At 53.4% G+C, this 19,591-nt stretch carries 19 protein-coding genes and 1 pseudogene; 6 read left to right on the forward strand and 14 right to left on the reverse strand.

The window, feature by feature from the left end:
- From WCI03_12525 to WCI03_12550, 6 genes are all read right to left on the reverse strand, one after another.
- Window positions 1–987, reverse strand: a 987-nt coding sequence (locus tag WCI03_12525; GenBank protein ID MEI8140677.1) for a class I SAM-dependent DNA methyltransferase, incomplete at its 3' end; no start/stop codon positions are given.
- Complete coding sequence (locus WCI03_12530; GenBank protein ID MEI8140678.1) at window positions 984–1,616, reverse strand: restriction endonuclease subunit S; 633 nt, start codon at window positions 1,614–1,616, stop codon at window positions 984–986. The genes WCI03_12530 and WCI03_12525, both read right to left, overlap by 4 nt.
- 107 nt (window positions 1,617–1,723) lie before the next feature.
- A complete protein-coding gene (locus WCI03_12535) occupies window positions 1,724–2,341 on the reverse strand; it encodes a four helix bundle suffix domain-containing protein (protein MEI8140679.1) in 618 nt (205 codons plus the stop codon).
- Window positions 2,342–2,615: 274 nt separating this feature from the next.
- Window positions 2,616–3,446, reverse strand: coding sequence for a metal ABC transporter permease (locus WCI03_12540; GenBank protein MEI8140680.1), 831 nt, complete (start codon window positions 3,444–3,446; stop codon window positions 2,616–2,618).
- Window positions 3,443–4,288: a metal ABC transporter ATP-binding protein gene (locus tag WCI03_12545; GenBank protein ID MEI8140681.1), complete on the reverse strand. Its 846-nt coding sequence runs from the start codon at window positions 4,286–4,288 to the stop codon at window positions 3,443–3,445. The genes WCI03_12540 and WCI03_12545 overlap by 4 nt, the downstream gene beginning before the upstream one ends.
- 6 nt (window positions 4,289–4,294) lie before the next feature.
- Window positions 4,295–4,429 (reverse strand): hypothetical protein, encoded by a 135-nt coding sequence (locus WCI03_12550; protein MEI8140682.1) that lies wholly within the window; start codon window positions 4,427–4,429, stop codon window positions 4,295–4,297.
- 429 nt (window positions 4,430–4,858) lie between these two features.
- Between WCI03_12550 and WCI03_12555 the strand changes: the two genes are divergently transcribed.
- A complete protein-coding gene (locus WCI03_12555) occupies window positions 4,859–5,887 on the forward strand; it encodes an agmatine deiminase family protein (GenBank protein ID MEI8140683.1) in 1,029 nt (342 codons plus the stop codon).
- The gene (locus WCI03_12560; protein ID MEI8140684.1) at window positions 5,884–6,786 is read left to right on the forward strand and encodes a carbon-nitrogen hydrolase; all 903 of its coding nucleotides are present in this window, start codon (window positions 5,884–5,886) and stop codon (window positions 6,784–6,786) included. The genes WCI03_12555 and WCI03_12560 overlap by 4 nt, the downstream gene beginning before the upstream one ends.
- A 63-nt stretch (window positions 6,787–6,849) precedes the next feature.
- Here WCI03_12560 and WCI03_12565 read toward each other — a convergent pair whose 3' ends face one another.
- Together WCI03_12565 and uvrB are read right to left on the reverse strand one after the other, a co-directional pair.
- A complete protein-coding gene (locus WCI03_12565) occupies window positions 6,850–8,007 on the reverse strand; it encodes a HAMP domain-containing sensor histidine kinase (GenBank protein MEI8140685.1) in 1,158 nt (385 codons plus the stop codon).
- Between the two features lie 25 nt (window positions 8,008–8,032).
- Window positions 8,033–10,102 carry an excinuclease ABC subunit UvrB gene (uvrB, locus tag WCI03_12570; GenBank protein ID MEI8140686.1) on the reverse strand — a complete coding sequence of 690 codons (2,070 nt, stop codon included), beginning with the start codon at window positions 10,100–10,102 and terminating at the stop codon, window positions 8,033–8,035.
- 238 nt (window positions 10,103–10,340) lie between these two features.
- On the opposite strand from uvrB, the gene araA reads away from it, so the two are divergent.
- The 3 genes from araA (at window position 10,341) to WCI03_12585 (ending at window position 14,322) form a co-directional block, all read left to right on the forward strand.
- Window positions 10,341–11,855: an L-arabinose isomerase gene (araA, locus tag WCI03_12575; protein ID MEI8140687.1), complete on the forward strand. Its 1,515-nt coding sequence runs from the start codon at window positions 10,341–10,343 to the stop codon at window positions 11,853–11,855.
- 91 nt (window positions 11,856–11,946) lie between these two features.
- Complete coding sequence (locus WCI03_12580) at window positions 11,947–13,617, forward strand: ribulokinase (protein MEI8140688.1); 1,671 nt, start codon at window positions 11,947–11,949, stop codon at window positions 13,615–13,617.
- A 9-nt stretch (window positions 13,618–13,626) separates the two neighbouring features.
- A complete protein-coding gene (locus WCI03_12585; protein MEI8140689.1) occupies window positions 13,627–14,322 on the forward strand; it encodes an L-ribulose-5-phosphate 4-epimerase in 696 nt (231 codons plus the stop codon).
- 232 nt (window positions 14,323–14,554) lie between these two features.
- Here the strand turns inward: WCI03_12585 and WCI03_12590 are convergent.
- The 6 genes and pseudogenes from WCI03_12590 to WCI03_12615 all read right to left on the reverse strand — a co-directional run bounded on the left by WCI03_12590 (window position 14,555) and on the right by WCI03_12615 (window position 18,715).
- Window positions 14,555–14,867: pseudogene (locus WCI03_12590) on the reverse strand (restriction endonuclease subunit R).
- A 79-nt stretch (window positions 14,868–14,946) separates the two neighbouring features.
- Window positions 14,947–16,050 (reverse strand): Fic family protein, encoded by a 1,104-nt coding sequence (locus WCI03_12595; protein ID MEI8140690.1) that lies wholly within the window; start codon window positions 16,048–16,050, stop codon window positions 14,947–14,949.
- A gap of 162 nt (window positions 16,051–16,212) precedes the next feature.
- The gene (locus tag WCI03_12600; GenBank protein MEI8140691.1) at window positions 16,213–16,791 is read right to left on the reverse strand and encodes a peptidylprolyl isomerase; all 579 of its coding nucleotides are present in this window, start codon (window positions 16,789–16,791) and stop codon (window positions 16,213–16,215) included.
- Between the two features lie 63 nt (window positions 16,792–16,854).
- A complete protein-coding gene (locus WCI03_12605) occupies window positions 16,855–17,130 on the reverse strand; it encodes a hypothetical protein (protein ID MEI8140692.1) in 276 nt (91 codons plus the stop codon).
- 3 nt (window positions 17,131–17,133) lie between these two features.
- Complete coding sequence (locus WCI03_12610; GenBank protein MEI8140693.1) at window positions 17,134–17,412, reverse strand: hypothetical protein; 279 nt, start codon at window positions 17,410–17,412, stop codon at window positions 17,134–17,136.
- Window positions 17,413–17,431: 19 nt separating this feature from the next.
- Window positions 17,432–18,715 carry an MFS transporter gene (locus WCI03_12615; GenBank protein MEI8140694.1) on the reverse strand — a complete coding sequence of 428 codons (1,284 nt, stop codon included), beginning with the start codon at window positions 18,713–18,715 and terminating at the stop codon, window positions 17,432–17,434.
- A gap of 44 nt (window positions 18,716–18,759) precedes the next feature.
- Between WCI03_12615 and WCI03_12620 the strand changes: the two genes are divergently transcribed.
- Window positions 18,760–19,584, forward strand: coding sequence for a TatD family hydrolase (locus tag WCI03_12620; GenBank protein ID MEI8140695.1), 825 nt, complete (start codon window positions 18,760–18,762; stop codon window positions 19,582–19,584).
- Window positions 19,585–19,591: the final 7 nt, after the last annotated feature.

The following is a 19,591-nucleotide window of genomic DNA, read 5'->3' on the forward strand; positions in this document are numbered from 1 at the left end:
CTCACGGGCCGTTTCGATCATGTGGGTGATAAAGGCGTAATCCCCTTTAGACTTGGGCGGATATCCGCGGTGATACCGGTGGTATGGATCGGCCTCCGCCTCCTCAATCCCCCACTTCTCCAGCGAGAACGGCGGATTGGCGACCACAATGTCGAACTTCATCAACTGGTCATGCTCGACCAGGCGTGGATTGCGAAGGGTATCGCCCCACTCGATACGAAAACTGTCCATGCCATGCAGGAACATGTTCATCCGGCAGAGAGCATGCGTAGTGCCGTTACTCTCCTGCCCGAACAGGGCAAAATTGCGCTCATCCGCCTGACGCCCCACCTTGATGAGTAACGATCCCGAACCGCAGGCAGGATCACAAATGGTGTTCCCTTTCTTCGGCGCCAGCAAACGGGCCAGCAGGGAGGACACTTGTCCTGGCGTGTAGAATTCTCCCGCCTTCTTCCCGGCATCGGAAGCAAAGCGCTCCAGCAGGTATTCATAAACATTACCAATTACATCTTCTTCACCCACCACAGAGGGGCGCAAATCAATACGCGGATCATTGAAATCCTCCAGCAGGTGCTTCAGCCGGGCATTGCGGTCCCGCGTCTGTCCCAGCTTATTTTCCGAATTGAAGCTGACTTCGCGGAAGACTCCCTCCAATTTTTCCTTGTTGGCATCTTCGATCGCCCCCAAGGCCACATCAATCCGTTCCCCTATGTCGGCCTTGTTCCGGTGCTCATAGAGGCTTTTGAAATCACACCCATCCGGCAACTGGAAACGCTCACGAGAGAGACGGCGCTCAACCCGTGTGGCATCCCCTTTGAATTCCTTAAGGTAGCGTTCGCGATGGTCGCTCCAGACATCGGAGATGTATTTCAAGAACACCATGACAAGGATGTAATTCTTGTAGTCGGCCGGATCCAGAACACCGCGAAACGTGTCACAGGCGCGCCAGGCGACATCATTGATTTGGCTTTGATCAATCTTCTTCATTTACATGGTTCCTTCGGTTGATTTTCAATGTGATCGGTTGCGGCTTTTAAAAGAGCAGTCTTGGAAAGTTTCCAGTTCAGCGCGGCCAGGCGTTCCTCGAGCCCCCTCGCCTTCAATGCTAAATCGGCAGCCTCCACAATTTTTTGCTGCACTTCCAGCGACGGCAATGGCATCGCCATCTCGGCAAGGTCACTCCGCTGGATAATCTGGACATAGGAGCCTTTGCGGCGCCCCTCGAAATGGCGTACAGCCTGGTCCGACCTGAGAAACCATGCCAGGTATTCCGGCAACACCCGCGCGGGATCGGGCCTTAAAACAAAAAACTGAGCCCCTACCACCGTGCACGGCATATCAAGACGATATGCCAAAGCCGTAGTCCGAGTGCCGCGATTCGGGAACAGAACATCACCCGACCGCAGAAACAAATCTTCTTTTATCGTCTCATTGGGCTCAATACGGATGAGTTCATTCGTCAATAGTTCGCCATCCTGAGAAATATCCCCTATTCGCACAAAATGACAGGACCCAGTCGGCACAGGCCGAGTCGCATCCCGCCCCCGCAAGGTAGCACCCATCCGAATTTCGGCTATCGCGCTAAGCTTAACTATATTTTTATCTGCCGTTTTCATACTTTCCCTTATTACTATATGCTAAGTATGACGATTGTCAACGATTTATCTTATTTTATTTATGCACACCCGCTAGTCGTGCATAGATATGACTCCATAATAATCCATCATTTCCACACCTTGCCCGTCCGCGTCCACCCATGTTCCCCTGTTTTCTCCCGCGCTTCTTTCCGGAGCCGATACATCCGCTCGGTAATGCCACCTTCTTCAAGAAACTTCTTCTCCAGGGCTGACAACTGTTTGCGCGTCAGATAGAGAGCCAGATTCAGCAACGACAACACACCGTTCGCCGAGATTTGGTCTGGCGGGCAAGTCTTCCCGGATTTCACCCAGGCATCCTTAACCCATCTGCGGAACTCATCCAGCGACTTCACATGCCGGCCCTTTAAATCCAGCAAAGCCTGATGCTGGGGCGGCCACTCCTCCAGTTTCTTCTTTTGCAGATATTTCCGGTAGTCTTTGACCAGTTCATCCATGCATCCGATCGCGATCCCAGTCAGTTTGATTTCGCTCTTCTTGGAAACGCCGGAATCAACAGAGCCCTCGGCAATATTCTGGAAGCCGGAGCGCGCCGATTGAACCATCTGGTCGTTTGTGCGATCCGAGATCCGGACGTACTTCTCACAGAACAACACCGTGATGTCGAAGACCAGTTCGGCCAATTGATACGAAAGCAGGTTCTTATACCCGCCATGCTTTGGCAGGAGGCTTTCTTTCTCGCTCATATAGGTTCGCTCCTTTGGAAAACACAAAGATCACAGACAGTCACGGACGGACACAGACGGACACGCCAAAACACGCATCCTGCTCTCCTTGTCAGTCCGTGTCAGTCCGTGTCTATCCTTGTTTGTCTTTGATTGTCCTTGTTCGTCTTTTCTCGCCACAACCCCAAGGACTTTGACACAAGCGAAAGCTGGTTAAAAGATAATATTAGCTAATAACTAGAATTAAAGAAGGTGAGCCTGTATCTCAGAAACACCGGTGCCAATATTAGGCCAATTACCTCCGGCGCAGGGCCAGCGAGACGCCAAAGAAGCCACAGGCCCAAAGCACAATCGTCGCTCCGGTGGCGGTATTCCAGTAATAGGAACAGACTAGGCCTAACACGCCGGAGAGCAGGCTCACAATCACGGACCCCAAAACATACCGCCGGGTATTCCGGGCAAGATTCCTGGCCGTTGCCGCAGGCAGGATCAGCATGGAGTTAATCACCAGCAAGCCTACCCAGGGGATACTGACGGACACCACCACGGCCACCAGTACAGCAAAAAGAGCCTCAAGAAAAGCCGTTGGCAAGCCACGACTTGATGCTAGCGAACGATTTAAACTGACAAAGAAAAAGGCATTGAACAGGAATATCCACAACACGCCGGCAACGCCGGACAACACGGCAAGCCCTCCAAGATCCTTCGGGGTAATTGTTAATATATCTCCAATCAAATATTGGGAGTATTTGGCAAAACCACCGCCACGGGACAGCAATACCACGCCCAAGGCGACGACAAAAGCCATTACCAGGGCAATACTCGTGTCCGCCGGCAAGGCACTGAAGCGCCGTAGCAGAACCATCCCCAGCGCCAGCAGAACTGCAAATCCGATAATCGTAACAGCGGGGTTCCCCAGCCCGATAATTGCCCCCAGTGCCACGCCGGTCAAAGCCGAGTGCCCCATGGCCTCGGAAAAGAAAGCCATGTGGTTGTTGATCACAAGGCAGCCCATTACCGCGAGCAACGGCGTAATCAGCAGAATTGCCAGCAGCGCATAATGCATGAAGTCATACTGCGCCCATTCGAAGGGCAGGCTCATGATTAGGGCATGCCACATACTCATGATTTAACCTCCACCGGCAGGGCGCACTGCTCATGCTTCAACCCTGTCAACAAGGAGCGCCGCCCGTCAATCTCAGCCTCTGTATATCCGAAACCAAACGTCTGTCGAATCAAGGGATTAAGCAGAATCTCGCGGGGGGGACCATCACATAGCACCTTCCGATTCAGCAATATCATTCGATCTGAAAATTGGGCAGCGGCCGTCAGATCATGCGAAACCAGGAGAATCGAGAGATCGTACTCCTGACGCATCTTTGAAACCGTCTGATAAAAAAGCTCCATACCACCCTGATCCAGGGCCGCCACGGGCTCATCCAGCAGTAATAATTCAGGAACCGGGGTCAAGGCCAGGGCTAACATGATGCGCTGAAGCTGGCCGACCGAAATCTCGGAAAGCCGCCGATTCAGAAGCTGCTCCGCCCCGACTAACTCAAGCTTTTCACCGGCCTCTCTCCGCACGGCCTTCCGGGTTCCCAGCCAGAGGGGCCAACGACTGATCGTCGCCGCAAACAAATCCAACACCGTGGTCGGGGAAGTCCGATCCAGTTCCAGTTTCTGCGGCACGTATCCGATCCGAATCGGCATGGTCGTCTCCACATTACCATGATGGATAAAACGGAGCGTCCCGGAATGCGGCAATTCCCCCACCATGGCGCGTAACAAAGTTGTTTTTCCAGCCCCATTCGGCCCAATCAACGCCGTGAGTTCACCACAATGCATGTGAAGATTGATCTCTTCCAGCACCGCTTCTCCCCGTAACCTGACCCCGAAATTACGTAGCCGGGTACAGCATTCGCCACAGGATCTGATAGGGATACGCGAGGTTTGACTGGATTCACTCATAAGCTGTCAGTTTGTTGCCAACATCGCCACCATGGCCGCCCCAAGCAAAACAAGTCCAATAATGATTAGACGACGACGGCGTAGCTGCAACCGGTTCAACCCGGATTGCTCTTCCGATTCACCAGCAGGTCTCTCCCGCATATAGTCTCTGTCGTATAATCCCATAACAATCAAAAAGATGAAGCAATCAGGTTCATTTGTCCATTCTCAATGTCGCAAATCACTGTCTCAGTCCCGAGATTGCATTCTCCCTTGAGACAGACTTGCCGCGTATCTCCCGTTTCTAAAAATACAGTAACGGCTGAATATGATGACCTAATGTGAAGACCCTGTTAAAACACCCCCCCTATCTCACTATGGCATAGCGTATGCTAATTATATAAGTTGACCTGAGGTTGGTGATATTTGAGACGGTGCCTAAGGCGCTATAAAGTCTCAGATCAACTGGCCGACTGGGGTGCCCGGTAGCAGGCAAATGCTTACCACTCTAACCGCGGTTCTTCGGAACCGCGGTTTTATTTTGGGCTATCGGCTTGACGGTCTCTTTTCCGCTCCTTATCTTTCCCCCCTATGAACACCATCAGATATCCAGCCGAATGGGAAGAGCAGGACGGAGTCTTGCTGGCCTGGCCACATGCCGAAACTGACTGGAAGCCCTACCTGACCAGAGCCCAGGAAACATTTGCCCGGATCATTGCCGAAGCGTCTCACCATGCGCAAGTCATTGTGGTCACCGCCAATCCTGCGGAAGTTCATCATTTCCTCCAGCATACCAACGCCCTGTCTGACCGTATTCAGTGCTGCCCGATCCCCTCCAATGACACCTGGGCTCGTGACTTCGGACCCATCACGGTATTCGAAAATCATCACCCTGTGCTTCTGGATTGCCAATTTAACGGCTGGGGCGGCAAATTTAACGCTTATCTGGACAACGCCATTTCAGCAAAACTCAAGGAACACGGAGTCTTTGGCCCCGCTCATCTGCGTCACGTCCACATCATTCTCGAGGGCGGCAGCATTGAAACTGATGGACACGGCACCATCCTGACCACTTCTTCCTGCAACGCCAACCCGAACCGGAATCCCCATATGAACCGGAAAGATACCGAGCAGGCCTTGGCCCAGTTTCTTGGGGCAACCCGCGTTTTATGGCTGGACCACGGCTACCTTGCGGGCGACGACACCGATGGCCACATAGATATGCTCGCCCGTTTTGCCCCACATGACACCATTATCTACCAAGCCTGCGACAATCCCGAAGACGAACATTTTGCTGAACTCACCGCCATGGCAGATGAACTGAAACTCTTGCAAAACCTGACAGGTAAGCCTTATCACCTCATTCCTTTGCCCTGGCCCGCCGCCCAATATGACGAAGATCATCATCGGCTCCCCGTCTCTTATGCCAATTTTCTCATCCTGAATGGAGCCGTATTGGTCCCCATTTATAACGATCCCCGTGATCCACTTGCCCTTTCCCTCATTGGGAAAGCTTACCCCGGCCGCAAGATTATCGGCATTGACTGTTCCGCGCTCATTCTTCAGCATGGATCCCTGCACTGCGTCACCATGCAGCTTCCCAAAGGAGTTCTGGAATGAAAACCATCAAAACCGCATTAATCCAACATTCATTCGGCCCGGATCGCGCCGCCAATGTCGTCAAAAGCGTGGCGGCCATCCATCAGGCGGCCCAAGGCGGCGCCAAACTGGTAGTGCTTTCTGAACTCCACGCCTCCCTCTATTTCTGCCAGACCGAAGATCCCGATCTCTGTTCCCTCGCGGAATCCATACCCGGGCCGCTCACCGATACCTTCGCCAAGGCTGCACGCGATAATGGCGTCGTCCTTGTTGGCTCATTCTTTGAACGCCGGGCCGCCGGGCTGTACCATAATACAGCGGTAGTCTTTGAGACCGATGGCTCGATTGCCGGCCAGTATCGCAAGATGCACATTCCAGATGATCCCGCCTATTACGAAAAATTTTACTTCACCCCTGGTGATCTCGGATTTCACGCCATTCAAACCTCTGTCGGAAAGCTCGGTGTACTTGTCTGCTGGGATCAGTGGTACCCGGAAGCCGCCCGCTTGATGGCACTGGATGGTGCGGACATCCTGATTTATCCCACGGCCATTGGCTGGGAGCGAAGCGATACCCCGGCCGAAAAACAACGGCAGCTTGACGCCTGGGTCACAAGTCAACGGGCTCATGCCATTGCCAATGGAATCCCCATCCTTAGCGTCAACCGGGTCGGCTTTGAAGCCTCGCCCTCCGGCAAAGGGGGAATTCAGTTCTGGGGTCATACCTTCGCCGCAGGCTGCCAGGGAGAATTCATTACCAAAGCCAGCACCGAAAACGAGGCCCAACTCATAGTGGACGTGGACCTTGATCAAAGTGAGGCGGTTCGCCGCATCTGGCCTTTCCTGCGTGACCGCCGCATCGACGCCTATGGGGATCTTACCCGCCGCTACCGGGATAAGTCAGTAGCCAGTTTCCAGTAAGCAGTAAACAGTTGGCAGGGTCTGCTTACTGCCCTCTGCCTACTGCCCACTGGAAACTGGCTTCTACACATTCAGGCTGATCCTGAACACGGTACCCTCGTTTTTAGAAGTTGTAAATGCGACCTTTCCGCCCAGCGACTGCTCTCCAATCACCTTCATGAAATAGGTACCCATGCCCCGGCCCAGTTCAGCATGTGTCGAGAAATTCTGCTGAAAGATCCGCTTCGTTATTTCTGCCGGAATATATTGGCGATTCCAAACCGAAAAGGTCAGCACAGAGCGTTCGATCTCAGCCGTCAAACGGACCTCATCGCCCTCAATGGAGGCTTCCAAGGCATTCATAACCATCCCCCCGATAACTCGCTGCAGAAGCCAGGAGTCAGCCTTGAGCCTGAGGCCTTCCGTCTTATCCTCCACGATCAGTTTTTTCCCTTGGGCCATCGGATAGGACTCACACGTCTTCGCAATCTCTTTCAAAACATCAGCAACAGCGGTTAGTCGTAACAGCGGAAATACCCCTCCCTCCGTTTCCTGAATCAACGACTTCTGGATTCGCACTTCTTGAGCCAGTCGGATCAACACCTCAAATATATCTGAAGCCAGCATATGGCTTCTTTCTACATCCGCCGTCAGCAACAATTTACTCCGACCCAGCGCACTGACAATCATACCGCTGATATCCGAATAGAAGGCACGCTCCAAAACCGCACGCCTCTGATGAATGCTTATGTCCTGCATAAACAGAAGCACCAGCCGCCGATCCCCCAGGGGCAAGGGGCACGCCCTCACGCTGAAATACATATCTTTGTTAAGGCCGTTCTTGCGTACGGTGATAGAACAAGGACACTCAACCGGCTCATTGTTCCCCAGACACGTCATAATGGCCACCACGGCTCCACACGTGGCGCAAAATTCGGAAGTGCCACATCCGCCCTCGTGCGCAGCCGCGTGAATACATTGAAGCGCCTCGCCCGGCCGGAGTCCCAGAACCCCTGCAATATCAAAAACACCAAGTGTCTTCAAAAAGTCGTCATTGGCCGCGAGAATCTGCCGCTGTTCATTTAGAATGGCCAGGAATCCACCAACGGACTTCAGTAGGGTGTCGATGACGGGATTTCCAATCGTTGCCTTGAGTTGCTCCTGAATGTCAGCCTCAGTCATTCGGGCCGCCGGGGCATAGCAGGTATCACAAGCTGGTTTATTACCGTTAAGTATGGTCATCTATAACCTCGCTTTTTATAACACGTCATGTTTTCTGCAGATTCTCTTTTGCCCGCCGCTTACGCCCAGTGGGATAACGCACGGTTCCAGAGGCCTTTTTACCGGACGGCACCTCATCCTTCAGTCCTGCGGCAGACCGAAGCTCCTTGATCTGATCCCGCAACATGGCCGCACGCTCAAATTCCAAAGTTTCCGCGGCCTCCACCATCTCTACTTCCATTTCACGCAGCGTGGCATAGATATCGAAGTCCACACCGCTCTCCTTGGCAACCAAAGCCTCAATTTCTTTCCCCTTGTATTCAATTACAAGGCTTTCCTGGACACTTCTCTGGATGCTGCTCGGAGTAATATGATTTACGCGGTTGTATTCAATCTGAACCGCCCGCCGTTTCTCCGTAACTTCCATCATGCGCTGCATGGAGCCGGTGATTTGATCGGCATACAGAATCACCTTGCCATCAAGATGCCGGGCCGCACGTCCCGCCGTTTGAATCAGTGATGTCTCAGAGCGCAGGAATCCCTCCTTGTCAGCGTCTAAAACGGCAACGAGGGAGACCTCAGGCAGGTCCAACCCTTCCCGAAGCAGATTGACCCCGATCAGGCAGTCGAAATCACCTTTACGGAGGCTGCGCAATATTTCCACCCGCTCAATCGTGACGATATCGGAATGGAGATAACGAACCTTGAGACCCACCCCCTTGAGGTAGTCCGCCAGATCCTCGGATGTACGCTTAGTCAGGGTGGTGACCAACACACGCTCTCCCTTCGCCGCATGCGCCCGGATTTCCTCCATGACGTCATCGATCTGGTTTGCCAGCGGACGGATAATCACGGGAGGGTCGATCAGTCCAGTCGGCCGAATCAGCTGCATGACCGGGGGCAGCGAAATCTCACGCTCGAAAGGCCCCGGCGTCGCGGATGTAAAAATAATCGGTCCCGTGGAGGCCATAAATTCATCAAAATTCATGGGGCGATTGTCCTTGGCGGATGGCAATCTGAAACCATGCTCAACCAAAACCGATTTTCGAGCCTGGTCCCCGTTGAACATGCCGCGGATCTGCGGGACCGTGACATGCGATTCATCCAGTATCGTCACGAACTCCCCCTGAAAATAACTTAGTAAGGTGGCCGGTTTTTCGCCGGGCTGCCGCCCACTCAAGTGCCGGGAATAATTCTCGATGCCGGAACAAAAGCCGATTTCTTTCAGCATCTCCATATCATACATGGTTCGCATTTTGATGCGCTGGGCCTCCAGCAATTTGCCATTGGCTTCAAACCACCGGATCCGCTCTTCCATCTCCGCCACAATGGCAGCAATGGCTCCCTCGATTTTTTCGTAGGGCATCACGAAATGCGTGGCTGGGGAGATCAACACATGGTCGAGCCCCCCCTGCACATGCCCACTCACCGCATCAAACGACTGCGCGCGCTCAAGTTGATCCCCGAAGAAATCCAGCCGGACCCCTTTGACGGAATAGGAAGGAAACACATCCACCGTATCACCACGTACCCGGAACGTCCCGGGCTCGGGCGCGTAATCATTCCGAGTATACTGAATATCCACCAGCCGCTTAAGCAGTTCATCCCGATCGACCGTATCTCCCACCCGGGCCTCCACCACCATCTGCCGGTAGTCGTCCGGCGACCCTAACCCATAAATGCAGGATACGGACGACACGATGATGACATCCTCTCGTGATAGCATGGAATTGGTGGCCGAGAGACGTAACCGCTCGATCTCCTTATTGATCGAGGCATCTTTCTCAATAAAGGTGTCCGTCTGAGGAATATACGCTTCCGGCTGGTAGTAATCGTAATAACTGACGAAATACTCTACCGCATTGTCCGGGAAAAAGGTTTTCAGCTCGGAATATAGCTGGGCCGCCAAAGTCTTATTGTGAGAGATCACCAAAGCCGGGCGGCCATAACGGGCAATAACATTGGCCAAGGTAAACGTCTTCCCTGAGCCCGTGACTCCCTCAAGAATCTGAAACCGTTTTCCAGCCGCCACCCCCCGCTCCAACGCCGCAATGGCATCCGGCTGATCACCCGTGGGCTTATACGGTGCTTGAAGCTTGAACGCTGAATTACTCATGATGTAACCTGTTGATCTGTACTATTAGTATCAGAATCCCCAAAAGACTTCACCACCGATTGTTCGGGGCCAAACAGTCATATCACTGGTTGATGATCGTCTGATCCATCCGAATGTTCATTTTCTCTATTTGATTTCAGAAAAATATATGAGATTAATTAGCCAATCAAGCCATGAAGGCTGGATTATTGTATAATGCGCTTAATGATCATACTGTGAATCACCTTAAGGAGAATCTATGAAAAACATCGCTGAAAACCTGACCATCTGGTTCATCACCGGAAGCCAGCATCTGTATGGACCCAAAACCCTTGCCCAGGTCGCCGAACACTCGGGGAAAATCGTGGATGGCTTCAACGCCTCCGGCCGGATCCCTCTTAAAACGGTCTTCAAGCCGGTGGTCAAAACTCCCGACGAGATCCGCAACACTCTGACGGCAGCCAATAATGACCCATCGTGCGGCGGCGTCATCCTGTGGATGCACACGTTCTCTCCTTCTAAAATGTGGATTGGCGGACTCACCGCCTTCCGTAAGCCCATGCTCCACCTGCATACGCAATTCAACCGCGATCTGCCCTGGCCTACCATTGACATGGATTTCATGAACCTGAACCAGTCGGCCCATGGCGACCGCGAACATGGCTTCATCCATGCACGCCTGCGCCTTGAGCGTAAGGTTGTGGTCGGACACTGGCAGGATCAGGAAGTTCAAGGCCGCATCGCCGCCTGGGAACGCGCCGTGCGCGGCTGGACCGATCTGCAGGGCGCCAAGTTTGTCCGCTTCGGCGACAACATGCGCGAAGTGGCCGTCACCGAGGGCGACAAAGTCGCTGCCGAGATCCGCCTGGGTTACTCTGTAAACACCCATCCCGTAGGCGATCTGGTCGAGGTTATCAATGCCGTCAGCACCAAGGAGATCACAGCCCAGTGTGCCGCCTATGACGCTGCCTACACCGTGGCACCAGCCCTGCGCAAAGGCGGAGCCAAACGAAGCGGCCTTGAAGACGCCGCCCAGATTGAAGTCGGACTACGTACCTTCCTCGAAAAAGGCAACTTCAAGGGTTTTACCACCACATTCGAGGATCTCCACGGCTTGAAGCAACTCCCCGGCCTTGCGGTTCAGAGCCTGATGGCCGAAGGTTACGGGTTCGGCGCCGAAGGCGACTGGAAGACCTGCGCATTGCTGCGCAGCATGAAAGCCATGGCAACCGGCCTCAAAGGCGGAACAAGCTGGATGGAAGACTACACGTATCATATGGATCCGAAACGTCCGTTGGTATTGGGCGCCCATATGCTGGAAGTTTGCCCTTCCATTGCCGCCGCCAAGCCTTCGTTGCAGATCCATCCTCTGGGGATCGGCGGCAAGGCAGACCCCGCCCGGCTCGTATTCACCGCCAAGCCCGGTCCGGCACTTAACGCCACACTGGTCGATATGGGCAACCGCTTCCGCCTGATCGTCAATGAACTGAACGTGGTCAAGCCGCCGCGCCCCCTGCCTAAATTGCCAGTCGCCTGCGCAATGTGGGAGGCACTGCCGGACTTCAAAACGGCCGCCGCCGCCTGGATCTATGCTGGTGGCGCTCATCACTCCGCCTTCAGCAGCGCCGTCACAACGGAAACCCTCGAAGACTTCGCCGCCATCGCCGGCATCGAGATGATCCGCATCGGCGAAGGCACGACCATCCCGGCCCTCAAGAATGAGCTTCGCTGGAATGATATCGCGTATCACCTGCTTCAGGGCGTGGGACGGTAAATGAGAATTCAGGAGACAGGATTCAGTATTCAGAATTCTGACTACTGACTACTGAATCCTGAATACTTGATCTTTAAACAAGGAGATACTTATGGCTAAATATACGATTGGTTTGGATTACGGAACAAATTCGGTACGGGCATTGGTTGTGGATATTTCCAACGGTGCCGAAGCGGGCTCAGCGGTGCACATGTATTCTCACGGCAAGGAAGGGGTCATCCTGTCATCCGACCCCAACCTGGCGCGGCAGCATCCGGCAGATTATCTGGAAGGCGCCGAAATCACGATTAAGGCAGCCCTTGCCGCTTCAGCAAAGAAAATCAAGGGATTCAAACCGTCACAAGTGATCGGTATCGGCGTGGACACGACGGGGAGCACGCCCCTGCCAGTTGACCAGGACGGCACCGCGCTGGCCTTGACAAAAAAATTCGCCAAACATCCCGCAGCCATGGCATGGCTCTGGAAGGATCATACCGGCGTCGAGGAGGCCTCCCAGATCACCACGCTAGCCCGCAAGATGCGTCCCCAATATCTGGCGAAATGCGGCGGCATTTATAGTAGCGAGTGGTTTTTCAGTAAGGTCTGGCATTGCCTGCGGACGAGTCCTGAAGTTTTTGACGCCGCCTACACCTGGGTTGAGATGGCCGACTGGATTCCCGCCATGCTGACCGGAACCCAGAAGCCGGGCGTAACCAAAGTCTGCGTCTGCGCCGCCGGCCACAAGGCGATGTTCAATGCTGAATGGGGCGGTTACCCCGATGTCCAATTCCTCTCCAAGCTCCACCCGAAACTGGGTGCGTTACGTGGACGTCTGGCGGCCAAAGCGTATGATGTTTCCGAAGCAGCAGGCAGTTTGACAGCGGAATGGGCGGGCAAGACCGGTCTGACGGCCGGAATCCCAGTCGCCGTCGGGGCCTTTGATGCCCATCTTGGCGGGGTCGGCGCGGGCGTCGGCGAAGGCACACTGGTGAAAACGATCGGCACCAGTACCTGCGATCTGATGGTGGCGCCGGGGAACCGGAAACTCGCCGACATTCCCGGCATCTGCGGGATTGTCAAGGGAAGTATCCTTCCGGGTTATTTCGGAATGGAAGCTGGCCAATCAGCCGTGGGCGATATCTTCAACTGGTTCGTCAATTACATTGAGCCGCACGGCAAGGACGGCGGCCATGTCGCTCTGACCAACAAAGCATCTCAGCTCAAACCCGGCGCCTCGGGTCTTCTGGCACTCGACTGGAACAATGGCAACCGGACCATCCTTGTGGACCAACGGTTGACAGGTCTTCTGGTTGGGCAGACGCTTTACACAACCCCGGCGGAGATCTATCGCGCCCTGGTTGAGGCAACCGCCTTTGGCGCACTGACCATCATCAACCGGTTCGAGGAATACGGGGTGAAGGTCAAGTCCGTGGTGAACTGCGGCGGTATTGCCGAGAAGAACCCGATGGTCATGCAGATCTATGCTGATATCATTGGGCGCCCCATGAAAATCTCACGCTCGGCGCAAACCTGCGCACTGGGTTCGGCAGTGGCGGCAGCCGTGGTAGCCGGTGCCTATAAAAACGTTACAGCCGCCCAAAAGGCCATGACCGGACTGAAGCCAGTCGTGTATCGCCCAAATCCCGCAGCGCACACTGTGTACAAGGAACTCTATAAACTGTATCGTCAACTGCACGATGCCTTCGGTACGAAGGATTATACCGGCAATCTCCATGGCGTCATGAAGACCCTGATCGAGATCCGCAACAAAGCCAGAAAGTAAGGAACAACCATGCTGGAAGCACTCAAGAAGGACGTCTGTGCCGCCAACCTGCGCCTGGTGGATGAGGGGCTTGTGGTGCAGACGTGGGGAAATGTCAGCGGCATTGACCGCCAGCAAGGCCTGATTGTCATCAAGCCGTCAGGCGTATCCTACGATCGAATGAAACCCAGTCACATGGTGGTCGTTTCACTCAAGACCGGCAAGGTGGTGGAAGGGGAATTAAAACCCAGTTCCGACACACCGACCCACTTGGAGTTATATCGCGCGTTCCCCGGCCTTGGTGGGGTAGTACACACGCATAGCCTGTTTGCCACCGCCTGGGCGCAGGCACAACGCGAGATCCCTGCGTTTGGCACTACGCATGCCGATTACTATCATGGGTCTGTTCCCTGCACACGACCGCTGACGGGCAAGGAAATTACCGGTGACTACGAAGTGAATACCGGCCGGGTGATTATCGAACGATTCAAAAAGCTTGATGCTCTGGCGTTTCCCGGAGTTCTGGTGGCGAGTCATGGCCCCTTCACCTGGGGAAAATCGGCAACGGCGGCAGTGGATAGTGCCGTAGTGTTGGAATTTCTCTGCAAGCTGGCCTCCGAGACCCTGCATATTGCCCCGTCAACCAAGGCCGTACCCAAAGTGCTTTTAGACAAACATTACTTGAGAAAGCACGGCGCCAGCGCCTATTACGGTCAGGGAAAATAGTTTCCCAGTCCTAATCGTAATCTCCACATATCAACACCAGCCGGGCATTCTCCTTAAACCGGTATTGCCCTTCTTTTGTGCCGTCATTTAGCAACGCAGCAATACGGTCGAGTTCATCCTTAAACAGTTTGCGCCCCCCAATAAAAGCCGCTTTGGTTTGCTTTAATTCAGGAAAGAAATCGGTGATACGATCCACTCGGCGTGTTTCAAGACGATAACCAAACCAATGGATAAGAGCGACATAGTCATCCCCGACGACTTCCTCTATTAGTCGCTTGGGATCCGGTGCTGACTTCTGATAGCCGGTGACGGAGGCGGGTGACGGGAAAGCGGTAATGACGTATGGGTTCCCACGTTCGAGATCCCAAAAGTAATGTAGGTTGCCATTCGAGAGAATGATGAACCGGCAGTTTTGCGACTTCGCGTATTTGCGAGCCTGCTCCTTACCTACAAGCGGGTCCTTTGGCGTCAGCAAAAAAGCGCCAACCGGCGGCTTCGAGCAGTTTGTTGATCTTGATACGAGCTGTAGCTTCTTTATCGGACATGCATTTTCCTATTTCGAAGAAATGACTTTTAGAGTCTCAAAAGGTCACCAGTAAGGCAAGAGCGATGCACCAGATCCAGTTAGCCAAGGTTCAAATAATAGCGAGTGCCTTTGAGTTGACCTGTTTTCTTCAGAGCTTGTTTTTCCACCAACTCTGCGAGATCACGGGTTGCTGTGGCACGCGAGGTGGAGGTTATTCGAATATAATTCTCCGCGCTCAGACCGCCGGTAAATCCCTCCGGGCCTTCCCGGAAAAGACGCGCAATGACCTTTGCCTGACGGTCATTGAATACGCCGCGGAACCGATCATAAAATTTTGCTTTCGCGATCAGAAATTCAATCTGGCGCATCGTGTAAGCTCTCGCTTCTAACACAGTCCCGGCAAAATATTCCAGCCAACCGGTAATCTCATTACCGCGGTTTGCCTGTTCAAGCGCGGCGTAGTAGGCTTTTTTGTTGCGCGCGATCATGGTTGCCAGTGCAATCAGCGTGGGCTGCTGTAGTCCCTGCGCCAGAACTTTTTCAGAGATCGCCCGTCCGATCCGTCCGTTACCATCTTCGAAGGGATGGATACTTACAAAATATAGATGGGCTATTCCCGCACGAGCGAGCTGAGGTATGGGGGTATCGCCATCCGGCGCAGTAGTGTTGAACCAACGAATAAACGCATTCATTTCATCCTTCACCAGACTGGAGGGTGGCGCTTCGAAATGAATGACCGGCTCCTGAATGGGGCCGGAAACCACTTGCATCGGTTCACTATGACTGCGATAGCCCCCCATATTAATCAGATCCCGCCTCCCTTTTGTCAGGGCGGCATGCCAGTCATAGAACGTCTCATGAGTGAGTTGATCCGCATAGGTCTTATAGAGATTCACCATCATTTCCGAAAGCCCCTGTTCGGCGACAGGAATCCGTCTCTCATCGGTCTTCAATCCAAACTGCCTGCGAATCGAAGACTGAAGACTATCCCGATTGAGATATTCTCCTTCAATTTCAGATGTTTTGAGCGCTTCCTCGCTAATTAAGGTAACAGTCAAAACCTGCTTGTCTTCCACCGAAAGATGTCGAATTGCTCCGCACAATTCCCCTGATTGCCGAAGAAAGAGACTCTCCAATGGCGCCAGCACCTTGTCATTGTACCGGAAATGCGGCCAATCATCTTGTTGCCAATTCCATGTCATGAGTAATATCCAATCGAAATATAACTCATAAATACAATATTTATGAGTTATATCAACAATTTATTTAACTCATACCTGATTTTTGACCCCACAAAAGAAACAGGAGCCAGACCGGCTTCCGCCGATTCTGACTCCTGAATACTGATTTCTGGATACTGTCTTTTACTTCCGTTTGACCGACTTGATCATGACGGCGGTGGCGGGGACATCGCCCATACCACTCTTCGTGGTGGTCTTGACGGCGGCGATCTTATCCACCACATCCATACCGGCCACTACCTTGGCGAACACCGCATAACCGAAATCACGGGCGCCATTATTGAGGAAGTCGTTATTGGCCACATTGATAAAGAACTGCGAGGTGGCGCTATCCACAACCGCGGTACGCGCCATGGCCAAGGTCCCACGATCATTCTTGAGCCCGTTCTTCGCCTCATTCTTGATCGGCGCCTTATTGACCTTCTGGCTCATATTGGTATCGAAACCACCGCCTTGGATCATGAAGTTAGGAATCACACGGTGAAACACCGTGTTGTCATAAAACTTCTCATCCACATAGGCCAGGAAGTTGCTAACCGAAATGGGTGCCTTATCGGCAAACAGTTCGATCTCAATATCCCCCTCGGATGTTGCCATTACCACAATCGTATTTGTCGTCGCATTCGTCGTCATTAGTGTCTCTCCCGCACTCACGGATCCCGCGAGCAGCATTGTTGTTAACGCCATTATTGCTAGTTTCATACCTGGCTCCTTCCCAAAACACGAGTGATGGTATTACAGCTCGGGCTGTGGGTCAATATACCCCTATTTAATGGCAATCTTGTACCGGTTGACGATCGCAGCAGCAGCAGCGTCTGTCTTGGCAAGCGCCAGCAAATCATTCATCATGGCTTTTAACTTTCCTTCGGCCTGAGCCACCTGATTCATCTCGACATCCTGCTGGGCACTGATTCGCACACCGGAGGAATACTGGTTAAGCACGACCATCAGGTTCCAGGACAACAAGATGATGATCCCCAGGGCGATCAAAACAACTGGAAAGAAGGCGCTATACGATTTATCGCTAGGTGTTTGGTTCATGGCTTATTTCTCCTCAGGGGTGACAGGAATATTATATCCATGTTTGGCGAGCAATTCGCGCATTTTTGCGTTCGTGGGCGCCGCGGATGCCATATTCTGCAGAATACCATTGGCGACCTGTTGCGCCTGCGGTCCCAGAATGCTGTTACTCAATTTCTGCTGGCGGGCCTGGATATCATCTTGCATAACCATGTTGCTGCGCGATGTGAAAACAATAATGACACTCAACCCCACGCAAGCGACTCCCAGAATCACGGCCGTTGTATACTGCCACAATTTCATGATCCCTCCATTTCCTGATTTATAGATTATTCGTACGTTTTTCTTCTCGCCGGAATAGCGTATAGAGTACAGCGCTAATGAGTAAAGAACAAAGCCCCATCACGGCGAACGCCTCTGTGGGCTTGAACCATTGGTTGAGATACTTGGCAACTCCGCCAGATACCAAAACCCCACCAAAAACGATGAAGTTTACCGATGACAGAATGGCGCCTTTTCTAGCCGGAGCCGGACGAACCTGCAAAAAGCTTTCCATCGGGATCAGGACAGTCCCCCCCATGGCACCCAGAAAGAACGTCAACCCGTAAAGTGCAAAAGGCTGTCCGCCCGCCGGCAGGAAAGGCACCCCCAACATGCCGAGCATCGCCAATCCCATCCCCGCACAGGAAGGCCCCACCACGCGATACCAGTGATCCAACTTAACAAGCCGAGCACTGAGAATTCCTCCGATGGCAATCCCCACCAACTCACTCACGCCCAGGCAACTGGTGAGCAACTCGCCCATGTGAAATTGATTCAACCCCATTGGGTTCAGGATCAGTATGCCAATCGAGCCCGCCGACCACACAAACACATTGGTCGCAATGGCAATCGCCAGAAGCGGGTCATGCCGCGTGGACCACAAATCCTTTAAAGTCCGAACCGGGCCATCCCAGGGGAAAGGGTTATGCGGATTGGCGGCAGGACGGCGGGGCACACCATAGCTGACAAGCAGTCCCATCAGCGCGATCCCCACCACCGCTCCAGCGACCAGCAAACGCCCTATACTAATCCCGTACCAGCCCTCTCCCTTGTGTGATAACAGGAATCCCGCCGTAGCCATCCCGCCCAGAATCGCCACTGTCACAAACATACGCAGAATTCCATTCGCATGGGGCACAAAACGGGGCGGGTAGAGTTCCGGGAGCGCCCCATTCATGGAAGGACTGAAAATCGTGGCCTGCACCCCCATAATGAATAACATCGTAAAAATGAGGGAATTTTGGCCGGTACATACCCCTACCGCACCAAAAAGCATGGCCAACAATTCTAACCACTTGGCCACGATGATGACCCGACGCTTCGGGAAACGGTCAGCACACCACCCGGCAGGCGCGGCAAACAGCAAAAACGGCAACGTAAACACCATTACCACATAGCTTTGCGTATCCGTTCGCCCGGCCAAAACAGCGAGCAGCATCGTCGCCTGCTTGTAAAGATTATCGTTAAACGTTCCCAGCGAGTAGGCCGAGGCAATACAGGCAAACTGTCCTCTGGCATGCCGGAGAATCGCGGAATCACTTTCAGGAACGTTTTCTTTATTCATCAGGCCGCAGTATGTAATATGTCAACTGGTGTTTCAATCAAGATATGAAACTATTCGATGCCCATTGTCATTTGCAGGATGCCCGCCTCCTACCGCACCTTGATGCCGCCATGATGCGCGCCTCATCGGCCGGGATTACCGGCTTGATGTGCTGTGGCAGTTGCGAAGCGGATTGGTCCCTGCTCCCCGATATTGCCCGCCGTTTCCCACAAGTCCGGCTCTCGTTCGGACTGCACCCCTGGTATATTGGCGAGAGAACGGCTGGCTGGCTGGACACCTTGGAAACGTTCCTCACGTCCACCCCGTCTGCTGTCGGCGAAATTGGACTTGATCATGCACTGGACAAAACCACCTTTGCGGATCAGGAGGCCGTTTTCCTGACTCAGATACATCTCGCCAATGAACTTGAACGCCCGGTCACAATCCATTGCCGCCGCGCCTGGGGACGACTTATGGAACTGTTGGATGAAAAAGGATGGCCCGCCTTTGGCTTTATTTTACATTCGTATTCCGGCTCCAGCGAACTGATTCAGCCGCTGGTTCGACGGGGGGCCTTTTTCTCTTTTTCAGGAGCCATCACCTTTGAGCGGAATATCCATGGTCGAGCGGCTGCAGCGGCCGTACCACAGGATCGACTCCTGATCGAAACCGACGCACCAGACTTATTCCCCACTCAGAAACTGAACCCAACCGGGCTCATAAACAGTGATGGCAACCCCGTAAACGAACCAGCCAACCTACTCCTCGTCGCCCAGACAATTGCCAGTCTGCGTGGGCTGACGCTCGAAGAGGTGGCCACCATCACCCATTTTAACGCAAATCAGTGGGCAGTGAGCAGTGGGCAGTGGGCAGTGAGCAGTGAGCAGTGAGCAGTGA

The sequence above is a fragment of the bacterium genome (assembly GCA_037143175.1).
Taxonomy (GTDB): Bacteria; Verrucomicrobiota; Kiritimatiellia; order CAIKKV01; family CAITUY01; genus JAABPW01.

What these genes read in the sequence shown, in the direction of transcription:
- WCI03_12585 (MEI8140689.1), top strand. Translation starts at nt 13,627, where the DNA reads ATGCTGGAAGCACTCAAGAAGGACGTCTGTGCCGCCAACCTGCGCCTG.
- WCI03_12530 (MEI8140678.1), bottom strand. Translation starts at nt 1,616, where the DNA reads ATGAAAACGGCAGATAAAAATATAGTTAAGCTTAGCGCGATAGCCGAA.
- WCI03_12540 (MEI8140680.1), bottom strand. Translation starts at nt 3,446, where the DNA reads ATGAGTATGTGGCATGCCCTAATCATGAGCCTGCCCTTCGAATGGGCG.
- WCI03_12545 (MEI8140681.1), bottom strand. Translation starts at nt 4,288, where the DNA reads ATGAGTGAATCCAGTCAAACCTCGCGTATCCCTATCAGATCCTGTGGC.
- WCI03_12555 (MEI8140683.1), top strand. Translation starts at nt 4,859, where the DNA reads ATGAACACCATCAGATATCCAGCCGAATGGGAAGAGCAGGACGGAGTC.
- WCI03_12580 (MEI8140688.1), top strand. Translation starts at nt 11,947, where the DNA reads ATGGCTAAATATACGATTGGTTTGGATTACGGAACAAATTCGGTACGG.
- WCI03_12620 (MEI8140695.1), top strand. Translation starts at nt 18,760, where the DNA reads ATGAAACTATTCGATGCCCATTGTCATTTGCAGGATGCCCGCCTCCTA.
- WCI03_12565 (MEI8140685.1), bottom strand. Translation starts at nt 8,007, where the DNA reads ATGACCATACTTAACGGTAATAAACCAGCTTGTGATACCTGCTATGCC.
- WCI03_12535 (MEI8140679.1), bottom strand. Translation starts at nt 2,341, where the DNA reads ATGAGCGAGAAAGAAAGCCTCCTGCCAAAGCATGGCGGGTATAAGAAC.
- WCI03_12600 (MEI8140691.1), bottom strand. Translation starts at nt 16,791, where the DNA reads ATGAAACTAGCAATAATGGCGTTAACAACAATGCTGCTCGCGGGATCC.
- WCI03_12610 (MEI8140693.1), bottom strand. Translation starts at nt 17,412, where the DNA reads ATGAAATTGTGGCAGTATACAACGGCCGTGATTCTGGGAGTCGCTTGC.
- WCI03_12605 (MEI8140692.1), bottom strand. Translation starts at nt 17,130, where the DNA reads ATGAACCAAACACCTAGCGATAAATCGTATAGCGCCTTCTTTCCAGTT.
- WCI03_12615 (MEI8140694.1), bottom strand. Translation starts at nt 18,715, where the DNA reads ATGAATAAAGAAAACGTTCCTGAAAGTGATTCCGCGATTCTCCGGCAT.
- araA (MEI8140687.1), top strand. Translation starts at nt 10,341, where the DNA reads ATGAAAAACATCGCTGAAAACCTGACCATCTGGTTCATCACCGGAAGC.
- WCI03_12560 (MEI8140684.1), top strand. Translation starts at nt 5,884, where the DNA reads ATGAAAACCATCAAAACCGCATTAATCCAACATTCATTCGGCCCGGAT.
- uvrB (MEI8140686.1), bottom strand. Translation starts at nt 10,102, where the DNA reads ATGAGTAATTCAGCGTTCAAGCTTCAAGCACCGTATAAGCCCACGGGT.
- WCI03_12550 (MEI8140682.1), bottom strand. Translation starts at nt 4,429, where the DNA reads ATGCGGGAGAGACCTGCTGGTGAATCGGAAGAGCAATCCGGGTTGAAC.
- WCI03_12595 (MEI8140690.1), bottom strand. Translation starts at nt 16,050, where the DNA reads ATGACATGGAATTGGCAACAAGATGATTGGCCGCATTTCCGGTACAAT.